14 protein-coding genes are annotated in these 22,425 nt (G+C 40.4%); 7 read left to right on the top strand and 7 right to left on the bottom strand.

All coding sequences use genetic code 11. The annotated features are described in order from the left end of the window. The first annotated feature begins 95 nt into the window (after positions 1-95). Positions 96-2,927, top strand: a complete 2,832-nt coding sequence (gene uvrA / locus AC3CAU_RS03955; RefSeq protein ID WP_447053757.1) for an excinuclease ABC subunit UvrA — start codon at positions 96-98, stop codon at positions 2,925-2,927. A gap of 59 nt (positions 2,928-2,986) precedes the next feature. Continuing rightward, entirely contained in the window at positions 2,987-4,399 is a 1,413-nt protein-coding gene (locus tag AC3CAU_RS03950; protein WP_447053758.1) for an anti-phage deoxyguanosine triphosphatase, read from the top strand. A gap of 74 nt (positions 4,400-4,473) precedes the next feature. Here the strand turns inward: AC3CAU_RS03950 and AC3CAU_RS03945 are convergent, their stop codons facing one another. Together AC3CAU_RS03945 and blaOXA are read right to left on the bottom strand one after the other, a co-directional pair. Then, a complete protein-coding gene (locus AC3CAU_RS03945; protein WP_447053759.1) occupies positions 4,474-6,177 on the bottom strand; it encodes a GGDEF domain-containing protein in 1,704 nt (567 codons plus the stop codon). A 213-nt stretch (positions 6,178-6,390) separates the two neighbouring features. Further along, positions 6,391-7,245 (bottom strand): class D beta-lactamase, encoded by an 855-nt coding sequence (gene blaOXA / locus AC3CAU_RS03940; RefSeq protein WP_447053760.1) that lies wholly within the window; start codon positions 7,243-7,245, stop codon positions 6,391-6,393. 1,077 nt (positions 7,246-8,322) lie between these two features. Between blaOXA and omp33-36 the strand changes: the two genes are divergently transcribed. Next, the gene (gene omp33-36, locus AC3CAU_RS03935) at positions 8,323-9,198 is read left to right on the top strand and encodes a porin Omp33-36 (RefSeq protein ID WP_131215326.1); all 876 of its coding nucleotides are present in this window, start codon (positions 8,323-8,325) and stop codon (positions 9,196-9,198) included. Between the two features lie 62 nt (positions 9,199-9,260). On the opposite strand, the gene AC3CAU_RS03930 is transcribed toward omp33-36, so the two are convergent. The 4 genes from AC3CAU_RS03930 to AC3CAU_RS03915 form a co-directional block, all read right to left on the bottom strand. Then, positions 9,261-11,231, bottom strand: a complete 1,971-nt coding sequence (locus tag AC3CAU_RS03930) for a BCCT family transporter (RefSeq protein WP_447053761.1) — start codon at positions 11,229-11,231, stop codon at positions 9,261-9,263. 174 nt (positions 11,232-11,405) lie between these two features. Then, on the bottom strand, positions 11,406-12,098 hold the full coding sequence (locus tag AC3CAU_RS03925) for an ion channel (protein WP_424620173.1): 693 nt from the start codon (positions 12,096-12,098) through the stop codon (positions 11,406-11,408). 303 nt (positions 12,099-12,401) lie between these two features. After that, positions 12,402-14,117, bottom strand: coding sequence for a cation acetate symporter (locus tag AC3CAU_RS03920; protein WP_131215336.1), 1,716 nt, complete (start codon positions 14,115-14,117; stop codon positions 12,402-12,404). A 1-nt stretch (position 14,118) separates the two neighbouring features. Continuing rightward, positions 14,119-14,451 carry a DUF485 domain-containing protein gene (locus AC3CAU_RS03915; protein WP_131215340.1) on the bottom strand — a complete coding sequence of 111 codons (333 nt, stop codon included), beginning with the start codon at positions 14,449-14,451 and terminating at the stop codon, positions 14,119-14,121. Positions 14,452-14,633: 182 nt separating this feature from the next. On the opposite strand from AC3CAU_RS03915, the gene AC3CAU_RS03910 reads away from it, so the two are divergent. Both AC3CAU_RS03910 and AC3CAU_RS03905 read left to right on the top strand, forming a co-directional pair. Next, positions 14,634-18,125 (top strand): hybrid sensor histidine kinase/response regulator, encoded by a 3,492-nt coding sequence (locus tag AC3CAU_RS03910; RefSeq protein ID WP_447053762.1) that lies wholly within the window; start codon positions 14,634-14,636, stop codon positions 18,123-18,125. A 416-nt stretch (positions 18,126-18,541) separates the two neighbouring features. Beyond that, positions 18,542-19,309 (top strand): hypothetical protein, encoded by a 768-nt coding sequence (locus AC3CAU_RS03905; protein WP_447053763.1) that lies wholly within the window; start codon positions 18,542-18,544, stop codon positions 19,307-19,309. A 109-nt stretch (positions 19,310-19,418) separates the two neighbouring features. On the opposite strand, the gene AC3CAU_RS03900 is transcribed toward AC3CAU_RS03905, so the two are convergent. Then, positions 19,419-20,069 (bottom strand): response regulator, encoded by a 651-nt coding sequence (locus AC3CAU_RS03900; protein ID WP_131215361.1) that lies wholly within the window; start codon positions 20,067-20,069, stop codon positions 19,419-19,421. A 377-nt stretch (positions 20,070-20,446) separates the two neighbouring features. Here AC3CAU_RS03900 and msuE point away from each other — a divergent pair, with 377 nt between their 5' ends. Together msuE and sfnG are read left to right on the top strand one after the other, a co-directional pair. Continuing rightward, positions 20,447-21,181: an FMN reductase gene (msuE, locus tag AC3CAU_RS03895; protein ID WP_447053764.1), complete on the top strand. Its 735-nt coding sequence runs from the start codon at positions 20,447-20,449 to the stop codon at positions 21,179-21,181. 29 nt (positions 21,182-21,210) lie between these two features. Next, positions 21,211-22,335, top strand: a complete 1,125-nt coding sequence (sfnG, locus tag AC3CAU_RS03890; RefSeq protein ID WP_131215352.1) for a dimethylsulfone monooxygenase SfnG — start codon at positions 21,211-21,213, stop codon at positions 22,333-22,335. Positions 22,336-22,425 lie beyond the last annotated feature (90 nt).

The following is a 22,425-nucleotide window of genomic DNA, read 5'->3' as shown; positions in this document are numbered from 1 at the left end:
CACATTATGTCGTTAAAAAACGATTTTATTCAGCTTGAACAAAATTAAATCGCTATCATATATAACCTTCAATTTGCACATTACCGAGATGTTTTATGAGCCAAAGTCATATCCGTATTCGAGGCGCACGTACCCATAACTTAAAAAATGTGTCACTCGATATTCCACGCGACAAGTTCGTGGTCATTACGGGACTCTCAGGCTCTGGTAAATCTTCCTTAGCATTTGACACCTTATATGCCGAAGGTCAGCGCCGTTATGTGGAATCACTGTCTGCCTATGCACGTCAGTTCCTTTCGCAAATGGAAAAACCAGAAGTCGATTCTATTGAAGGTTTAAGCCCGGCAATTGCAATTGAACAGAAATCAACCAGTCACAATCCACGTTCAACTGTGGGAACAATCACCGAAATTTACGACTATTTACGTCTTTTATATGCCCGTGTCGGAACACCATATTGTCCTGAACATGATCTACCGATGGTGGCACAAACCATTTCAGAAATGGTGGATGCGGTTAAAGGTTTGGAGGAAGGCACCGCTTTAATGCTGCTTGCACCTGTGGTACGTGAGCGTAAAGGTGAATATACCCATCTGTTTGAACAACTGCAAAGTCAGGGTTTTGTCCGTGCGCGTGTAGATGGTGAAGTGATTGATATTGACACTCCACCTGAACTGGATAAAAAGAAAAAACATACCATTGAAGTAGTGGTCGACCGCTTTAAAGTGCGTGATGATTTGGGTAACCGCATTGCCGAATCTTTTGAAACTGCGCTGCGTTTAGGTGGCGACATCGCGATTTTATCGTGGATGAAAGATGAACAGGCAGATCGTGTATTTTCTGCCAAGCATTCTTGCCCTGAATGCGACCGAGCTGTAGCCGAACTTGAACCGCGTTTATTCTCCTTCAACAATCCATTTGGTGCCTGCCCGGTCTGTGATGGTTTAGGTACACGCAGTCATTTCAGTGCTGAAAAACTGATTCCAAACAATGAAGTTTCAATTAGCCAAGGCGCGATTCGTGGTTGGGACAGACAACGTCCGTATTACTACAGCATGATTGAAAAAGTCGCAGCACATTTTGGCTTTTCTTTAGATACGCCTTGGAATGAACTGGATGCCGATACCAAAAAGAAATTCCTTTATGGAACTGGCAAAGAAAAAATTGATTTAAGTTATATTGATGAACGGGGCCGTAAACATAATCGGGTTATTCCTTTTGAAGGGATTTTGCCGCATCTGGAACGTCGCTACCGTGAAACTGAATCGAATTATGTTCGTGATGATTTGGCGCAGTATTTATCTAATGCAGCCTGTGATGCCTGTGATGGCTCGCGACTGAATGAAATTTCACGTAACGTCCGGGTTAAAGACAAAACCATCGCACAGATTACCAAAATGTCGATTGGCGATGCTGAAGATTATTATCAGGATTTAAACCTTGAAGGCGCCAAAGGTGAAATTGCCGACAAGATTTTTAAAGAAATTCGTGAGCGTTTGCACTTCCTAGTTTCTGTCGGTTTGAACTACTTAAGTCTTTCGCGTTCTGCCGAAACCTTATCGGGTGGTGAAGCACAGCGTATCCGTCTGGCCTCGCAAATTGGTGCTGGCTTGATGGGAGTGATGTATGTGCTAGATGAACCGTCAATTGGTTTGCATCAGCGTGATAATGACCGTCTGCTGGAAACTCTGGTTCGTTTACGTGACCTAGGAAACACAGTTTTAGTCGTTGAACATGATGAAGATGCGATTCGTGCCGCTGACCACATTATTGATATTGGCCCAGGTGCGGGTGTGCATGGCGGACATATTATTGCCGAAGGGACGTATGAAGAAATTTTGGCAAATCCCGACTCGCTTACTGGACAGTATTTATCAGGTAAGTTAAAAATTGAAGTGCCGAAAGTCCGAATTCAACCGCCAAAACCGGAAGAAAAAATCAAGTTGATGGGTGCAGCAGGTCATAACTTGCAGAATGTTGATTTAACCATTCCTTTAGGCGTGATGACCTGTGTCACCGGTGTCTCGGGCTCAGGTAAATCGACCTTGATTAACCGTACCTTATTACCGCTTGCGGCAACGCAATTGAATGGTGCAACCACCTTAACGGCTGAAAAATTTGATTCGATTGATGGCTTACAGTTCCTTGATAAAGTGGTGGATATCGACCAAAGCCCGATTGGACGTACGCCACGTTCCAACCCTGCAACATATACCGGTTTGTTCACCCCGATTCGTGAATTGTTTGCGCAAACACCTGAAGCCAAAGCACGCGGTTATGCCGCGGGTCGGTTCTCGTTTAACGTGAAAGGTGGTCGTTGTGAAGCCTGTGAAGGCGATGGCATGATTAAGGTTGCAATGCATTTCTTACCGGATATGTACGTGCCTTGCGATGCCTGTCATGGTGACCGTTATAACCGTGAAACGTTAGAAGTTGGTTATAAAGGCAAAAACATTTCTGATGTTTTGGGTATGACTGTTGAAGATGCCATGCATTTCTTCGAAGCCATTCCCGTGATTCACCGTCGTTTAGAGACTTTGACTCATGTCGGTTTGGGTTATATCCGTTTAGGTCAGTCTGCGACCACCCTTTCAGGCGGTGAAGCACAACGTGTAAAACTGGCACGTGAATTGGCCAAGCGAGATACAGGTAAAACCTTATATATCCTAGATGAACCAACCACTGGTCTGCATTTCCATGATATCGCCAAGTTGCTCGATATTCTGCATCAGCTGCGTGATAAGGGTAATACCATTATAGTCATTGAGCACAATCTGGATGTAATTAAAACGGCCGATTGGGTGATTGACCTTGGTCCTGAAGGTGGTGCCGGTGGCGGTATGATTATTGCTGAAGGTACACCTGAAGAAATGTCGAAATCTAAAGTTTCACATACAGCGAAGTTCTTGAAGCCGTTGTTGAAATAAAAAAATTAAAATTACGAGTATGATAAAATTAAATTAATTTACTTTTATCATACTCAATAATGAATAGAAATATTGATTTTTCCATTTGGGAAGAACGCCTAAGTTACCAAGAATTCCCACCAAAATCTGAAAATGGTTTTGCTTCCCCTTACTCTCAAGATAGAGCAAGAATTATACATAGTGCTTCTTTTCGACGTTTACAAGCAAAAACTCAAGTTCTCGGTCTTGGTGACAGTGATTTTTATCGAACTCGCCTTACTCACTCTATGGAAGTGGCTCAAATTGGTTCTGGTATTTGCGAACGGCTGCGAAATAAATATGAAAATGAATCTTTTGAAAAATGGATTCCCTCATTACATTTAATTGAAGCTATTTGTCTAGCTCATGATATTGGCCATCCAGCTTTTGGGCATGGTGGTGAAGTTGCTCTTAATTATTGTATGCAATCCTATGGTGGCTATGAAGGTAATGGCCAAACTTTAAGAATTGTTTCAAAATTAGGAGAATTTGATTCGAAATATGGTTTAAATCTAACTCGTAGAACAGTTTTAGGATTAATTAAATATCCTTCTATATACACTAACCTATTTAATACAGAATTTGAAAAACTTCAAGAATCATCAGATACACTCAATTTAGATACTTATAAGCCACCTAAATGTATTCACAAAGAAGAAGAAAATATATTACGTTGGGCTTTAGAACCATTTAGTGCTAATGATAAAAATTTATACCAATCTATCTCAAAAAATCAGATTCAATTAAATGATGATTTAAGCAACCGAGCTGACATCAAGCATCACAAAACATTATATAAATCATTTGATACATCTATTATGGAATTAGCAGATGATATTGCTTACGGCATTCATGATCTCGAAGATGCTGTTGCATTAAAATTAATTACTAAAGATTCTTGGCATGATGAAAAACTATTAAATAAAGGTTCTGAAAGTGTTCATCAAATTATGCAGAAGAATTTAGATGAGAATTCTTTTAAAATTCTTAAATTAGCTTCTGCTGATGAATTAAGTAATTTGCTCTTTAAAGGTGATAAAAATTCACGAAAACATGCTATTAGTAAATTAGTACGCTTACTTGTACAAAACATTTACATTGATGAAAACAATGAATTCGATCACCCACTTTTAAGTTATCAAGCCCAATTACCTGCAAATATCAAAACAATATTAGATACTCTGAAAAATTTCGTCTTTGAAATTGTGGTCAAATCGCCAGAGGTACAATTACTTGAGTATAAAGGCCAAAAAATTGTCTTAGAGTTATTTAAAGTATTACAAGCAAATCCTAAACGATTATTACCTAAAAACACTTATGAACAATTTTTGAATTCCGATAATAAAAATCGGGAAATATGTGATTTTATTGCAGGAATGACAGATAATTATGCTACAAAGATGTATCAAAAATTATTTATGCCATCTGTTGGATCTATTTTTGATAAATTGTAATAATTCCAAAAAAAGAACTGATTACTTGAATATAGAATCAGTTCTTTTATTCTAGTGTTTTAAATATTAATTTCTCACCCCACTACTTTATTTTTGCCATTTTCTTTGGCCTGAAATAAAGACTTGTCGGCTTTTTCCAATAATGCTATCCACGATGCTGCACCAACCGCCACACCTGCACTTACCGAAATCTGAATATTTTGATTGATCTCGGCAATGTAGAGTTCGGAACTGCCAATTTCTTCAAGAATTTTATTCGCAATGCTCCAAGCATCCTTAAAATCAACCTGCTCGATTAATACCAAAAACTCATCACCGCCATAACGTACAATTAAATTTGAAGTACACACACAAAATTGTAATTTTTCCGCAACCAGCCGAATAACTTCGTCGCCAATAATATGTCCAAACGTATCATTTACCTGTTTAAAATCATCAATATCGAAAATAATTAAGCCAGTTTGAGTGAATTTTTCAGGTTTCTTTTCCACATATTTAATATATTCATCCAAAGCCAAACGGTTGGATACACCGGTTAAAGTATCGGTATTGGCAATGTTTCTGAGCTGAAATTCTAAAGCATCTCGTTGCTCTAGCACATGTTTTAACTTTTTAATTGCATCGAGCAAAGTGATTGGATCAGTAGGTGAATCTTCATACTCATGATCTGTAATTTTATGCTGTGCCAAACGAAGAATGCTATTTTTGGCTTTAAGCAAAGGTTTAAACACCCCATTTCGCGCATAGATCATGGTAAAACATGCCGTAACCAGACAAATTACCGCAACCAATAACGTTAGGATAAATTGTTGCTGTGCTTGATTTTTTTGGTTTTGAGCAATGCTGACACTGTAATCCAAAATATAGGTTTGCAAATTTACCACGGTTAAGAATTTATCAACCATTACTTCTGTCAATTGCGTACCAGTCAATGAATATGCTTGATTGTGCATGCTTTCATTAATTAAACGCGTAATGATTGGAATACCTTGATCTAAAAACTGCGCCTTTACTTGTTGATGCAAAGCTAAATATTCTGGAGTTTTAGCTTGTTCAGGTTGTAGGGTATTGACCAAGTCCCATAAATAATAGGCTTGATGTTGAGTCTGTAATGATCGAGCTAGATTATCCGCAGATATTTTTTCTGAAAAAGTAATGGATGCGATGATATTTGAGGCAATTCGCCCTGCCTGATCGCGTAAATCTGCCAGAATTAAAATCAGGGTGTAGTATTCAGAAACAGCCGTACTTTCAGCTTCAGATTGTACCAATACATTTATTAAAATGTCATGACAACTATCCCAAGCCGTGAACATTTGCTTAATCGCATTATCCAGCTGTTTTGAAGTCCGTTCAGATCGGGGCAAAGCAGCATAAGCATCTATAGCTTGACGACCTTGATGTAAAGTCACTTTTAAATTGGAAAATAAGCCGCGTACCTGCGCAGAAAAGCCCGCTGCTTCTAAAATCTGTAGGGTTCGCTCAATCTGTAAATCGACTTCTTTTCGATGCGCATGCAATTCTTTCAAATTTTCCGCTAATTCATCAGCGTTACTCGACATCACCTTATTGGCAGGTGCTCTCTCGCGTGAAACTTTATTGGATAAATCTGCAACTGCACGTAGTGCAGAAATTTCAATTAAGGCACGATCTGCCTTTTGATAACTCTGATAACTACTAACAATTAAGGGAACAGAAAGAAAAAGTAATGAAAGGATAATGATGATCATCGACAAAAAAAGCCGCTGACTAATATGCTTCGAACGTAATTTATACATAATTTCAGTACGCTCCACACAGAAACAGCTGGCTAATCATCATCAGGTTATGCTTACAATACAATCGTATATATTACATTATTTTAATATTTAATGACAAAATTTAACCAATTTTAGTAAATTTATACCTTTTATCAGTTGCTTATAATATTTTGTGATAACAGGTCATATTTATATATTAGTTTCAAATTTTGATTTTTTATCTGCTTGCAACTAATTAAGATAAAACAACAAACCCAGTTTATCTAAAATATCTAAACTGAGTTGCTTGCGCTCGCCTGCATCATCAGTGTCATGCATTTCCAGATTTAAAACAAAAGCAGTAATCTGTCCGTTGGGCTGCTCAACCCAACCGGTATACCAGCCCACTTGTGGATGAACATCTGTTCCCCACCCACTTTTCGCATATAGTTTTGTATTCCCTCGACGCTCAATAAAAAGCATTTCTTTCACTTGTTTTTGTATAGCAGCATCAAAAGGCAATTGCTCTGTTGCAAGCTGATAAGCAAATTTCGCTTCTTGTTCAGGGGTGATTTTCAGAGGACCCACCAGCCAAAAATTATCCACCTGTTGACCAATATTTTGATTTCCAAAACCGACACGATGTACTTCTTGTTGCATTAAGTCCAGCCCAATCCGTCTAGCCAGCTCCTGATAAACCGGAACTGCGGAAGCCTGCATGGCTTGCCCCAAAGTCATGTCTTTTTCCCATGCAGCAAAACTACGTTTCTGACCGTTCCATTTAAAGATTTCCGTTGCATTCACTTTATGATGCTGCAAGCCAATCAAGGCATTTAACATCTTAAACGTTGAAGCTGGAATATAGGAATGCTTGGCACGGGTTAAAGCATTTCCATAATGATTCAACTGGAGACCATCGTAAGTCGTAAAGACTGCTTGTTTATTGGCTTGATTTAATAATGTGGCAATATCTTTTGATCGTACAGATGTGACTTCAGAGACGGGTTTGATCACGACATGCTTAAAATTCTGTTCTGTTTGCAGGTGGCAAGCCGTTAATTGCATCAAGGCCATTAAGCAACCCAAGTAGAATAATCCCTGTTTCATCTAAAAATCTCGAGTGAGCTAATCTTTTATTTTTATCAAATTCCCGAACCCGTTTTGTATGGATTAGGCATATCTAAAAATATTTTTATAACAGATGTAAGAAAATATTTACACATGCTACAAACAAGTGCATAATGCACTGAATTAGGGCATATCAAAATCATTCCTCAGCAGGATCTTTGATTTACCTGAGATTTTGGCTAAAAAACCTCAGTTTCTTTGAAAACTGGGGTTTTTTATTGCTTAAAATTACTCACTGAAATGAAATTCAAATGATTATTGCACCAAAATAAGGCAAATAAAGTGGCAACATTTACAAATAAACTTTTTAAAACATTAAACTTGGCAATAAATACCTATGGAAAAGAAAAATTAATCTTTTTTGGATTTGAACGGGGAGCGAATATTTGGACAGTTTCTTGATTGAATATCAGGATTCATTTTAAACCCACTGAGCTCAGGCAAAAAAAAAGCCCAACCTTGGGGAAAGCTGGGCATATAAAAACAAAACTTATTTATGGAGAATCAGATCATGATCACATTATTTCAATGTAATACGACTTGATAGATAGATTATGGTAAAAAATACTAAATAAGTAAAGCCTATAGAAACAGTATGGATTTAATTTCATCACAATAATCACAGATAAATGTGAAATCTTCCGCAAATTCTTCATTAGAATGTTGATTTTTTAAACAAAAAATATCTATTTAAAGTTTTATTTATTGTTTTAATCTAGAAAATATTACAAATATGATAATTAGTTGACGCTATACCCACACTCATAAATTGTTTTTTACAATTGAAATATAAAAGTTAATCTAATTTAACATTGTAAAGATTCATTTGAATTTTCTTCATTTCAAGAAGGATAAGTTGCTTAAATGCACATATTCTTTTGTTCTGAAAAAGTTTTTTAGTTGATACACAAAAAAATATAAGTCTATTAATTAACCATTCATATTATTTAGAACAAAACCTCAACAAAATAATGTTGTTTTAGTTCATTGACTTAATGTTTTGTTACAATACAATGCCTGCTGTTTAATCCATTTTTAACAGAACTGGTAACTATTATGAAAAAACTCGGTTTAGCCACTGCTTTATTATTAGCCATGACCGGTGCTCAAGCATACCAATTCGAAGTACAAGGTCAATCTGAGTACATCGACACTACAGCAAATGACAAAGATTTTACTGGCGGTGTTCAAGGTACTTATTACCTTAAAGATGTCGATTCTTCTAAAGGCCCATTGGCTGAAGCAGCTTTCTTAAACCAAGCGTCTAACATTTCTGTTGCTTATAATTACGGCGAGTTAGGTTCAAATGGTATTGATGTTGTAGCACATAACTTTGGTGCTAAAGCTGAAGCTTTCATTCCTACTAAATTTGTTCCTGCATACGCAAGTGCTTCTTATAGCCATACCATCCTTGATTCTAAAAATGCAGCTGTTAACGATAACAACGGCGACCGTTTTGCATTAGAACTTGGTGCTTTTGCTACTAAAAACTTCTTAATGGCTGTTGGTTATACTAACGTTGCTGACCAAGCTGCTGTAGATGCGTTTAATGTAATGGGTAATGGGATTGCTAAATCTGTTGCTGAAACTGCAACAATCGGTCAAGATCAAGATGCAATTACTGCACGTACTAAATATGTGGGTGCGATCGATGACACGAATATGGCAATCGGTTTTGAGTCTGGCATCATTTATGGTGATGACACGGCTTACCAGTTAAAAACTGACCTTTATGTAACTCCTAAATTAAGCGTTGGTGCTTCTTACGCTGAATCTAGCTTTGCTGGTACTCCAGATAACGCTTGGGGCGCAAATGTAAATTACTTCATTACTCCTGCTGTTGCAGTTGGCGCTTCTTACGTAAATGCAAATGCCGAAGAAGTTGCTCTTGATACTCAAACTGTTGGCGTAAATGCTAAATTCCGCTTCTAATTTTTAATTAGAAAAAGAATTCAAAAAAGGACGCTTTATGCGTCCTTTTTTATTTTCTAGCTTTATTCAGATGTTCGAACTAAACTTAAAAAATGTAAATGACGTTCATATTGATCAATAATATCTTGCAATAAATCATCTGAAGTCCAATCCATCACATCATAGTTCTGACCACCTTCTCTTAAAAAAACTTCCGCTTGATAATAGGTCACTTCATTCGCAGTCATTTCTGGCATAAAGCTCGGTGGAACCGTTTCTCGTATCACCACTTGATAGATAAAATTAATTTCATCATGATGATCGACTCTCAATTCCAAGCCATCAGCAATCGAAGCAATCCTCACCGTCAACTTACGCCGTTGAAACTCCTTTTGCACACTTTGGAAGGCCTTGGATACTTCAGTTTCAATATACTGTTTCACTTCTGCTTCAGTATGCGGATAATGCATAATTAAACCTAAACGCTGCTGCCAGCTGCGTGGGTTTTGGATTGCTCGTGGAGTAATGCGTGCCTCTTGTAATGCATTCATTTTGGTGACGTCTAAACGCAAGGCTTTTAATAAACCCCAACAAATAAACAGCATAATAAAAGTGAACGGCAAGGCGCTCATCATGGTGGCTGACTGTAATGCACCTAATCCGCCTACTAACAATAGAACAATCGCCAATACTGCCATCAGTACGGTCCAAAACAATCTTTGCCAAGTAGGAGAATTTTCAGATTTTGCGGTTAAGTAATCGGTCACCAGTGCACCCGAATCCGCAGAAGTCACAAAAAACAGCATCACTAAAAATGTTGCCAGTAAGCTCATAACGCTTGAAAAAGGCAAGCTGTGCAAGAACTCAAATAATGCGACCGATGAATCTCGTTGCACCGCCAGAACCAGAGAATGATTCGCTTCATGGAGAATGCTATATAACGCGGCATTTCCCATAAAACCCATCCAGATCAGGGTAAAGCCGGTCGGAATCAGCAAAACACCCACAATAAATTCACGAATAGTGCGTCCTTTGGATACCCGGGCAATAAACATTCCCACAAATGGCGACCATGAAATCCACCATGCCCAATACATAATGGTCCAGCCGCCAATCCAGCCATTGGGCTGATAGGCATAGAGATTAAAAGTCATCGCGAATAAATTTGAGACATATTGCCCGGCATTTTGAATGGTGGTCTGTAGCAAATAGATCGAAGAACTGGCAAAAAATACGAACAGCAATAAAATTAGCGCCAGAATTAAATTAAGTTCAGATAGCCGTTTAATCCCTTTATCTAAGCCTAAAAATACCGACATCGAAGCCATGGCACTGACCACAATAATCAGGATCACTTGAGTCGTGGGCGCTTGCTGAATTCCAAACAGATAGTTCAGCCCGGAATTGATTTGTGTAACCCCAAAGCCCAAGGTGGTAGCGACACCAAAAACTGTCCCGATGGTGGCAAAGGTATCCACTGCATCTCCAATTGGGCCATGAATTTTTTGACCGATCATCGGATATAACGCAGAACGAATTTTTAGTGGCAGATTATGGCGATAAGCAAAATAAGCCAGTGCTAATCCCACGACAGTATAAATTGCCCAGGCATGAAAGCCCCAATGAAAGAAAGTCACACGCATAGACTGCTGTGCAGATTGAATCGTTTCACCCGCACCTTCTGGGGGTGACACATAATGCATGACCGGTTCGGCGACCCCAAAGAACATCAACCCGATCCCCATGCCTGCCGTAAATAACATGGCAAACCAGGAACCATTGCTATAACTGGGTTGGCTATGATCAGGACCCAGTTTAATTTTACCCATATCCGATAGCGCAATATAAATCAGTAAAATAAGGAATATTGCGACCGATAATACGTAAAACCAGCTAAAAGAATCCGTAACCCACTGATTGAGATGTTTGGTAATCAGCTCAAATGAATTGGGGGCTAAAACCACTACTGCCAAGAAGATGACAATAATAGCCACCGTACTTAAAAACACATTTGGATTGACATTTGCAAACCAGGATGGATTTTTGGAAGGCATATATCCTCCAGTTTATATTTTAATTAATGTGATAGACCTATTGGTCAAACAAAGCATTTATCGAAGATAAATAAAAGACGATTTAAGTAGAACTACATAAAAAACTCAGGCGCATCATAAATTAATGTTAGCTATAAAGCAGTTACCGTCCTGTAACATAATAAAAACTTGATTTTATTTGTTAGTTTTATCCCGGTTAGGTAAATGCGCAATATATTGCAGCGCAATTAACCGTGAAACAATCAGCGCCAGGTACATCACACCACAGAACATTTGCAACATGGCCAACACCCGTGCAGGTGCACTCACTGGCATTAAGTCAGATAAACCCGTTGCTGACTGCAAGCTAAAACTTAAAAACAATAAATCCAACCAGCTGTGTAAACCAGTCATATTTGAATTGTAAAAACTGCCCGGAACCAAAAGCTGGCAAATGTTATATAAAAAGGCAAAACCCCAAGCAAGCAACGTAAATACCGCACCTGCCGCAAACAGTTCATCTATAGTTAAATAACGGTCTTCAAACATATAACGCAATAAACCATATGCAGCACTAAAATAGGCTGCAGCCTCGAAACCATGCGCTGTTACTTGAATCATTGGATGATCTATACCCAATAAACTCAGTGAAGAAAAAACGACGGCTCCACCCACAAAACTTAAGCCTAAAAATGTAAACATCGGTGTTTGTCGAATAACTTTGGCAATCACCAATAAAACCAATACCCCTAAAAGCCAAGTCAAAGTCCGATAGGTCATACTATAATTGACGGCTACAGATAATATTAAAATGAAAAATTGCAACAAGATCAGCCAGGCTGAAGGTAATAAGCGGAAAATCTTCCAAACATGAATAAACGCCTGCATTCATTACTCCAAGACATGACTATTTTTTGTTTATCAGGGATTTTTCTTTATTTTCATCTAATAAAATTAGCATGAATTGAACACAATCCTAGCAACACATTTGTATGAAAATCATCAAGAAATTGATTCATCAATACTCTAAATTGAATTTTAAACATTGAATCTATGAAGCAAAAAAATAAAAATCAGCTTTAAATAAACCGATTAAATTTGAAACAAGAGCTTATTCATCAAGCACATCATCAATCTTGAGACAATAAAAAAGTCCCCGCAGGGACTTTTTTATCGGTTCAATTTTGAGTCTTAGTGATCCGACGCTCCAGAGATCCCAATACCCGTTTGTGAACGAACATACTGTGCGTCAAATGCTTTACGTTCTGCTTGTGCACGTGCTGAGTTATCAGTCACAGAGAACAACCAGCAGCAGAAGAACGACAATGGCATAGCGAAGATTGCAGGACCATTAAACGGATTAATTGGTGTATCAGAAATACCTAAGGTATCTACCCAAACTGCTTTAGACAGAACAATCAAGAGTACTGCAAGAGCCAGACCTACAACACCGCCAATCACTGCACCGCGCGTGGTTAAACCTTTCCAGAACATTGAAAGTACAAGTACCGGGAAGTTGGCACATGCAGCCACCGAGAATGCCAAACCAACCATGAAGGCAACGTTTTGTTTCTCGAATAAAATACCCAAAATCATCGCAAAGATTGCAAGACCTAGAGTCGCAATTTTTGACATACGAAGTTCAGATTCAGGCGTCGTTTGACCTTTTTTGAATACGTTTGCATACAAGTCATGTGAAATTGCTGAAGCACCCGACAAGGTCAAGCCTGCAACCACAGCAAGAATCGTTGCGAATGCCACTGCTGAAATGAAGCCCATGAACAAGTCGCCGCCAAGCGCATCACTTAAATGCACCGCAGCCATGTTGTTACCACCAACAAGTTCTAACTTGCCGGTCATTGCCATTTTCGCCACATCAAGGAATTGCGGATTATTCGATACATAAAGAATCGCACCAAAACCAATGATGAAAGTTAAAAGGTAGAAATAACCAATGAAACCAGTTGCAACAACTACTGACTTACGAGCTTCTTTAGCATCTTTTACGGTGAAGAAACGCATCAAGATATGTGGTAAACCTGCAGTACCAAACATCAATGCTAGACCGAGTGAAATAGCATCTAGAGGATTGGCTGCTAATTTACCTGGCCCCATAATATTGCCGGCTTCTGCCAAACTTACATCATGTACTTTAGAGAAGATTTGAATCGATTGTTCAAACATTTCAGTGAAGCTAAAGCCCACACCTTTCATGACCATAAATGCCATAAAGGTCGCGCCTGAAAGTAACATCACCGCTTTAATGATCTGTACCCAAGTAGTTGCCAGCATACCGCCGAAAATCACGTAAGCCATCATTAATAGACCAACGATGACAACAGCAATGTTGTAGTTCAAACCAAAAAGCAGTTTGATGAGCTGACCTGCCCCAACCATCTGAGCAATTAAGTAGAACGCAACAACCACAAGTGAACTCACAGCTGCCAAAGTACGTACCGGCTTTTCTGCCAAACGGAAAGACACCACGTCAGATAAGTTGAATTTACCCAAGTTACGCAGACGTTCAGCCACCAGGAACAATACGATTGGCCAACCCACCATAAAACCGAGTGAATAAAGCAAACCGTCAAAACCTGAACTAAAAACCAGTGCAGAAATTCCGAGGAAGGATGCGGCAGACATATAGTCACCAGCAATCGCTAAACCATTTTGGAAACCTGAGATCCCCCCACCGGCAGTATAGAAATCCGTGGTACTGGTGGTTTGTTTCGCTGCCCATTTGGTAATCACCAAAGTGAAAGCAACAAAAATCACGAACATGATAATGGCATGCCAGTTGGTCGGTTGCTGTTCAGCAGCCCCAAGATCTGGACCAGCCATGACCATACCTGACATGAACAGCGTTGATGCTGCCAAGGTCTGAGCCTTTAATGAATTCCATTTCATATTAGTGCGGTCCTTTTGCGTTGGCAATTGCTTCTACTTCTCTCATCGCTTCTTTTGTTAGCGGATCTAACTTGTTATTAGCAATATAGGAATACACGCCACAAAGTATAAATGATAATACGATGATGCTTAGACCTAGTGGTATGCCCCAAGTTGTTACACCACCACTAAAAGAACTCATTAAGAATTCTTTGTTATAACCGACGAGCAGCATAAAACCCACGTAGACGAACAACATAATTGCTGTAAGTGTCCAGCTCAGTGTACTTTTTTTACTGACCATCTGTTTAAATTTTGGATTTTGTAGAATTTGTTCTACCTGTCTCTCATCCATAACAATGCTCCTTTGTGCATCCAATCTTAGGTGCTATTTTTAATTCGAATTATTACGTTGTATAACTTAACAATCTTGTTGGGTTGTTGTAATTAATACTTTGGTCGTTAAATTTTGATCAATTGAGCGGTCAGATTATCAGATAGGGTATTATTACGATATAGTTTTATACTGCAGGCAATATGAATAGCTGGCTTATTATCGGGGTTCTTGCCCTTTATATCGCATTACTTTTTATCTGTGCATTTTTTGGGGAAAAACATGCCAGTCGATTAAGTACCCGCGGACGCATGCTACTCTTTAGTTTAACTTTAGGGGTTTATTGTTCATCTTGGACATTTTATGGCGCAACGGGGGCCGCAGTTCGGGAAGGGATTATCTTTCTGCCCATTTACTTAGGACCGTTAATCTTTGTTGGGGTCGGTTACGATATTTGGCGACGTTTGGGCCGGGTACGTCAACATCATGCTATTTCCTCCATTGCCGACTTTGTTGCCGCACGCTATGGCAAAAGCGGGACATTGGCGTCACTGGTTACCATTCTTGCCGTCATCGCGATTATTCCTTATTTGGCCTTGCAGCTCAGAGCGATTGCCTTAAGTGCCGCCGTGATTCTGCAACAGGACTCTGGCATAGAAGGCACCACCAATGGCGTGCTGTTCTTAACGGGGATATTGGCCATTTTAGCCATGATTTTTGGGACCCGGCAAATTGCCAATACCGAACAGCATGGCGGTTTAATGCTGGCGGTGGCATTTGAATCCTTTGTAAAACTCTTCGCTTTACTCTGTGTCGCCTTATTTTTCGTGTTTGATTCTCCGGGAAATCTGGCGCAAATTTCAAGTGATGTCGCGGACACCTTTAAAGAGGTTCAACTGTTTGGGGTACCGGAAACGTTTTGGGTACAAACGGTATTGGCAGCCTTGGCGATCATTTGTTTGCCGCGCCAATTTCATGTGGCTGTAGTTGAACTACGCGACGAAAAACATATTCGCGGGGCACGTCGCTGGTTTGCCACTTATCTGATCCTGACCACCATCGCAATTATTCCCATTGCCAGCTGGGCATTACATGCAGCCCCGCACTTTTTAGCCATTCCCGATGTTGCCGTTCTGTCATTACCGCTCAGTTATAATCAGGAATGGTTAACCTTACTGGCCTTTCTGGGTGGTTTTTCTGCATCAACCGGCATGTTGCTGGTGTCATCAGTCGCCTTGTCGATTATGCTCAGTAATGACCTGATTATGCCGGCACTCTGGCGCACAGGCATAATTTCACGTCACGACAAACGTCTGCCGTTGGTCCTCAAATTTACCCGTCGCGTCTGTATTTTAGCAGTCATGTTGCTGGGCTTCCTGTTCTTCCATTTCTTTAATGACATTGACCAACTTTCTGTTTTCGGCTTGCTGGCATTCAGTGCAGTAGCACAGTTCTCCCCTGCCCTGATTGGGGGACTGTATTGGCGTGGCGGTAGCAAACAAGGGGTTTATGCAGGTCTGATTACCGGCTTTGTAATGTGGGCATATACCTTGCTGTTACCCACCGTATTACGTAGCTTGCCTGCTGAATATAGCCAGTTTTCCCAACAATTTCTGAGTCTGGGACCTTTGGGGATTAACTGGTTACGTCCAGAAGCCCTGCTCGGCTTTCAGTCTTTTGCAGCCTTGACCCATGGCGTAGTTTGGTCTTTAGGTCTAAATATCCTGTTATATGTCTGGGTCTCCCGAATTTTCCGCCCCAGTATTGCAGAACAGATTCAAGCAGAAAGTTTCTTCTATTATGAAACCAAGCCCTTGCCGGCACACACCAGCTCGACTGATATTAGCTACCTTAATCATGATGTGGCGCGTCTGAAAGTTGGAGATTTAATTGCCTTGGCCAAACGGATTACCGGTGAAGGACCCACCACCCAAGCTTTCCACCAATTCTGCGCACAAAATAATGTCATCCTGAATGAAAATAGCAGTGCCAATGGCATGTGGTGGCGTTTCACCGAGCAATATCTGGCAGGAACTATTGGTTCAGCTTCTGCTCGTACCCTGCTCACCACGGCGATGGTGAATAATGGCTTAGCCCTCGGTCAAGTGGCGAATATTCTAGATCAGGCCTCACAGTGGCAGCGGTTTAATCAAAACCTGATCATGACCATGATTGATCATATGACCCAAGGGGTCAGTGTGGTAGATGAAAACATGTGTCTGGTGGCCTGGAATAATCAATATCTGAAACTGTTCGATTATCCAAAAGACATTGTCTATGTCGGTTGCCCAATTTCCGATTTAATTCGCTATAACGCGGAACGCGGTGAATGCGGTCCGGGTTCGGTGGAAGAGCACGTCCGGAAACGGATTCACTGGATGGCCATGGGGAGCGCGCATGAATTTGAACGGATCCGTAAAGATGGCCGAGTGATTCAGATGCGCGGTAATCCGATCGAAGGTGGCGGTTTTGTTACCACTTTTGCCGACATTACCGCATTCCGTGAAAACGAAGCCATGCTTGAAGGACGAGTTCAAGATCGTACCCAACAGCTTGCCAATGCACTTTCCGAGCAACAACTGGCACGCGAACAAGCCGACCGGGCCAACATGTCAAAAAGTCGCTTTATTGCAGCGGCAAGTCATGACTTGCTACAGCCGATGCATGCTGCGCGTTTGTTTAGTACTGCCTTGGAACAAAGCGTTCAGTCAGATGAAGATCGCAAAACCCTGCAACAACTTGATCGCGCCTTACATGGGGCAGAAAGCATGCTGTCAGCCTTGCTGGATATTGCCCGTCTGGAAGGCGGAACAATTCAGCCGAAACGTCAATCTTATCCTCTACATGACTTGCTCAGTGATTTAGAACTGCAATTTAAATCCATTGCTGCACAACGCGGGATTAAATTCAGTGTGCATGATGCGCAATTCTGGATTGATACCGACCCGCAATGGATTCGCCGTATTATTCAAAACTTTGTCAGCAATGCCTTGCGTTATACTGCCAGAGGTCGCGTGATTGTCGGTGTGCTGCGTTCAAGCGATAAACCCAATAACATTCGGATTGGGGTTTGGGATACCGGTCCAGGTATTGCTGAAGAACAACGGATTAAGCTATTTCAGGAATTCGAGCGCTGCGGCCACACCTCCCCTTGGGGTGAACAAGGTTTGGGACTCGGTCTGGCCATTGTTCAACGTATGACCAGCATGCTGGACTATCCGGTACATGTCTATTCCGAATATGGCAAAGGCTCTTGCTTCATGATTGAAGTACCGATTGTGGAAGCGCCAAAAGTGGTGGCAACACCGGTTCAGGCGATTCCACTGAAAAGCAAAGCCTATAAAATTTTATGCTTAGACAATGATGAAACCATTTTAGAAGGGATGTCGACCTTGCTGACCAAATGGGGCTATCAAGTGTTTAAAGCGACTGAACCTGAACAGGCGCTAGAACTGATTCAGCAAGAAAACATTCAGGTATGGCTGGTCGACCAGCATTTAAATAACGGTAAAATTGGTCTCGATTTTATTCAGAAAAACCGTCAGGAACAGGTCCCTGTGGCGCTGATTACTGCAGATTCTGATCCTGATCTTCCACAATATTTGAAAGACCTGAATATTGTGCTGCTGAAAAAACCGTTAAAACCGGCATCGCTTCGTTCATGGTTATCTGGATTAAAAATTTCCAGTGATTAAACCTAAATCGTAAACCCACACGTCCATTCCAGCTTGCTGAAATGGACGTTTTTTTACGCAAATACACCTATTATTACGATTACTGGCAATTTATTTTTTCATTTATGCAAAACTGTTCAAAAAGCATGAATTTAAGCGCTGCTGCATTGACCAAAAACTCCAAGCTAGTACTGGCTATGGCAAAGAACATCAAAATTTAAATATACACTTGTATACTTAGTTACAATTTTATAAGTTATTATTATTAAATCTATTTTTTTAATAAAAGTTACATCTATAACTTTAGTCGTATTCCGTTTGTCACTTTCCTGGATCATATATGAGAGCAACAAGTGATCAGTTTAATCTGTCTATCAGTACCTACATAAAACGCTGCCCAAGAAACTGATCATCATAGAAAAATACAGGAGTTTAAGATGAACATTTCTGAAGCCGGAAGCCATGACGTAGACCAATGGCAACAATTTCACCGTCAATATGGTGTCAATGCCCTGTTACCTGAAATTCAATGGACTGAGTTGTTTAAGCCCAGCCACTTAAAGGATATTCACATTCAGGCCTTAAATGCCTTGTATCAAAGTGCTGTTCCGCTTGCCTTACAGGTATTCGATGAATTGAATTTTGATGTTTTCAGCCCTGCCGCATATAAACCCCAAGGTTTGGGCCTATTTGATCGACTTGCTGAACAAGAAGATAAGCTCATCGAGTCCTTAAACACCGAATCTAGAGACTTAACTGATCAGGTACGTCACCAGATTTGGAGCATGTTATTGCGTGGTGGTGCAGTCTTGGTCTTTAAAGCGTGGCTAGGTAAAGTAAAAACCGATGAGAATATGTTAGATACCACACAATTTGATGAATTGTCTGATCTGCTTTTTATTAAAACCCCACCTTTTGAATTGGCAAAACGTTTAGGTGTAAATGCGCATGCCAATGAAGATCATATTTTCCTGCTGTATGGCAGTGATGTCTATTTAGACCGTTTTAACAGCTTGGAAACTGCGGCATTATTTGTCGATTTGGGCGTATATGATGCAGCATTCTTAAGCTTACGAGATGACAGCGTAGCTGAATACCTGAAAGAGAAATCCTATGTCTCCCAGGAGCAAATCGATGATCTGCAATGTGCATTGAATCCATTATTTTGCACCGACCACACTCCCAGACAAAGCTGTGTCGCCTAATCTAAAACGCTAAATGCTTTGAATTTCAAAACATCTCGCGCAATAAACCTCGCAATAAAAAAGGCACTTTTATGAAGTGCCTTTTTTATTCAATGCTGTGTTCAGCAAATTACATTTTCTTTTCTTCGATATTTAAAGCGCTGATTGCCAATACCGCCTGAGTACGGTTTTGTACATTCAATTTACGGAAAATGGCAGTGACATGCGCTTTAATGGTTGCTTCAGAGACATCAAGTTCGTAAGCAATCTGTTTATTCAGCAAACCTTCAGCTACCATCATCAATACACGGAACTGTTGTGGTGTCAGCGATTGAATACGTTCTGCCAGTGCAGTTTCATCTGCTGCACGTGGATCAAAATTCAGGTTGGCAGGCAAGTTTGGCGGTAACCAGATTTCACCTTCTAGCACCTGACGAATCGCCTCACCAATATGGCTTGGATGCGCTGATTTAGGAATATAGCCCATTGCACCATGCGCAATCGCACGTTGAATTATTGAAGTTTCTTCATGGGCAGAAACTACAATAATTGGAATCGAGGGATATTGTGCACGGACGTGAACCAAAGCTGAAAACCCCGAAGCTCCTGGTAAATTTAAATCCAATAAGACCAAATCCGGTTCTGGTCCGTTATCTAAGCGTTCATACAACTCATTTACTGCAGCCGTTTCTTGAATTTGAGCTTGCGGTAAGCTGTAACGAACGGCCTGAATCAAGGCATGACGAAACAACGGATGGTCATCAACGATTAAAATATTCATAAGCGACATGAAGGATCTTGTGCACAGTGGTTTCTATTCTAACCATAGTCGCGCATTTAAGGATATGCAAGATCTCACTATTTTTGCATTTAAGCCGATATTCACAGTAAGAAATTAGCAAAACTCTGTATTTTCTTAATTTGTTTAAACCTAATCACTTTTTTATATAAATTTTATCGTATAAAGCAAAATACTTATTAGAAATCCAGATAAATCTATAAATCAAGTAATTAATACCCTCTTAAAGCTTACTTAATGACAATTTTCTGTATATCTCAAAATCAGATAACTTTTCTGTATTTGCTTATTTTACAGGATATCGCAGGTGCTGATTAATAACTATATTCCGATATTTTATTGTTTTAGGTTATTCCGAGATGTCCATTTTAAATACACAAAAACCCTTAAATATTGTTGCTGTATCGGGTGGTTTGAACAACCCATCAAAAACTGAAGCTTTGGTTCAGGCGATTCTGGACGAACTGGGTGAAGCCACTCCCATCAAGGTACATTTCATTAAATTCAGCGAAATTGGTCAATTGATGGGTGGTGCAATCTACCGCAATCAATTACCACAACGGGTACAAGATGACTTGGCGGCCGTAGAAGCAGCAGATGCGCTAATTGTAGGTACGCCAGTGTATCGCGCATCATTTACCGGTCTATTTAAACATTTCTTTGATTTTGTAGAACAAACAGCACTGGTGGATGTTCCAGTTCTGCTTGCAGCTTCTGGTGGTTCTGAACGTCATGCCTTGGTTCTTGAGCACCAGTTGCGTCCATTGTTTAGTTTCTTTCAGGCGCAAACTTTGCCCATCGGTGTTTATGCAACTGACCGTGATTTCACGCCTGAATACACCATTCACAGCGAATTCTTGCGTGACCGTATTACTTTGGCAGTGGCACGTGCTTTACCCATTCTTGAATGGGCACCAGCAAAAGGTCAACGCGCAGAAATGGTGAAAGAAAAAACCCAACAAGCCAATCAAAACCTGGGCATTAATAAACAAATCGAGCAGGAAGAAGTGCTTCCTTCTGCGGCAGTGCCAAGCTTGGATGCAGCAGAATCTCGCCTACACAGCAAAAAAGCACCGCAGACTCAAGTCGCTTAATCTGCGACTTTCACCTCGAGGGTTTAGAGATGTCCCAACAACAAGCACAGCAAAACAACAACATAAAATTTGCCTATTGGGTGCCGAATGTCAGTGGCGGCCTGGTGGTCAGTAATATCGAACAGCGTACCGACTGGAGCTATGAATACAACGTACGCTTAGCCCAAGCGGCAGAAAAAAGTGGTTTTGAGTATGCACTGACGCAGATTCGTTTTACTGCTGGCTATAACGCAGAAAATCAACATGAGTCTGTAAGCTTCAGTCACGGCATTTTGGCAAAAACTGAACGCTTAAAAGTGATTGCGGCGATTTTGCCCGGCCCTTGGAAACCCGCGCTTGCTGCCAAACAATTAGCAACGATTGATCATCTTACGAATGGTCGGATCGCCATTAATATAGTCAGTGGCTGGTTCCGCGGTGAATTTGATGCGATTGGTGAAGAATGGCCAGAACACGATCAGCGTTATGTCCGTTCAGAAGAATTTATTCGTTCTTTAAAAGGCGTCTGGACTCAAGATAATTTCAGTTTTGATGGCAAGTATTATCAATTCAAAGATTACACCCTAAGTCCAAAACCGGTGCAAAAACCGCATATTGAAATCTTCCAAGGTGGCAGTTCACGTGCTGCACGGAATATGGCTTCGCATGTTTCAGATTGGTACTTCACCAATGGCAACACACCTGAAGAAATCAAAAAACAAATTGATGATATTCGCGATAAAGCCAAGACCAATAACCATCAGGTGAAAATTGGAGTGAATGCATTCATTATTGCGCGCGATACTGAAGAAGAAGCGCAATCTGTGCTGCAAGAAATTGTAGATAAAGCCAATATTCAAGCTGTGAATGCATTTGGTGAGGCTACCCGCGAAGCAGGTGCATCAACCCTAGAAGGCGAAGGTAACTGGGCGAAATCGACTTTTGAAGATTTAGTACAGTATAACGATGGCTTTAAGACCAATCTGATTGGAACTCCACAGCAAATTGCAGAGCGTATTCTGGAATTGAAAGCGGTCGGTGTGGACTTGATACTTTCAGGCTTCTTACACTTTATTGAGGAAGTCGAATACTTCGGTGCGAAGGTGTTGCCTCTGGTTCGTGAACTTGAAGCAAAACAGCAACAAGAACAACGGGTTCGAGCCAGGTCAGCTTAGCAGCAGTTAAAAATAACAAGAAGAATAAAAAGTAGCTCCATTTTCCCCTCAAGACTCGGCTTGAGGTTTTTTTATTCTTATAAATAACTT

The sequence above is a fragment of the Acinetobacter sp. GG23 genome (assembly GCF_057766365.1).
Note: the sequence above shows the minus strand (reverse complement) of the source record. Positions and strands in the feature narration are given on the sequence as shown.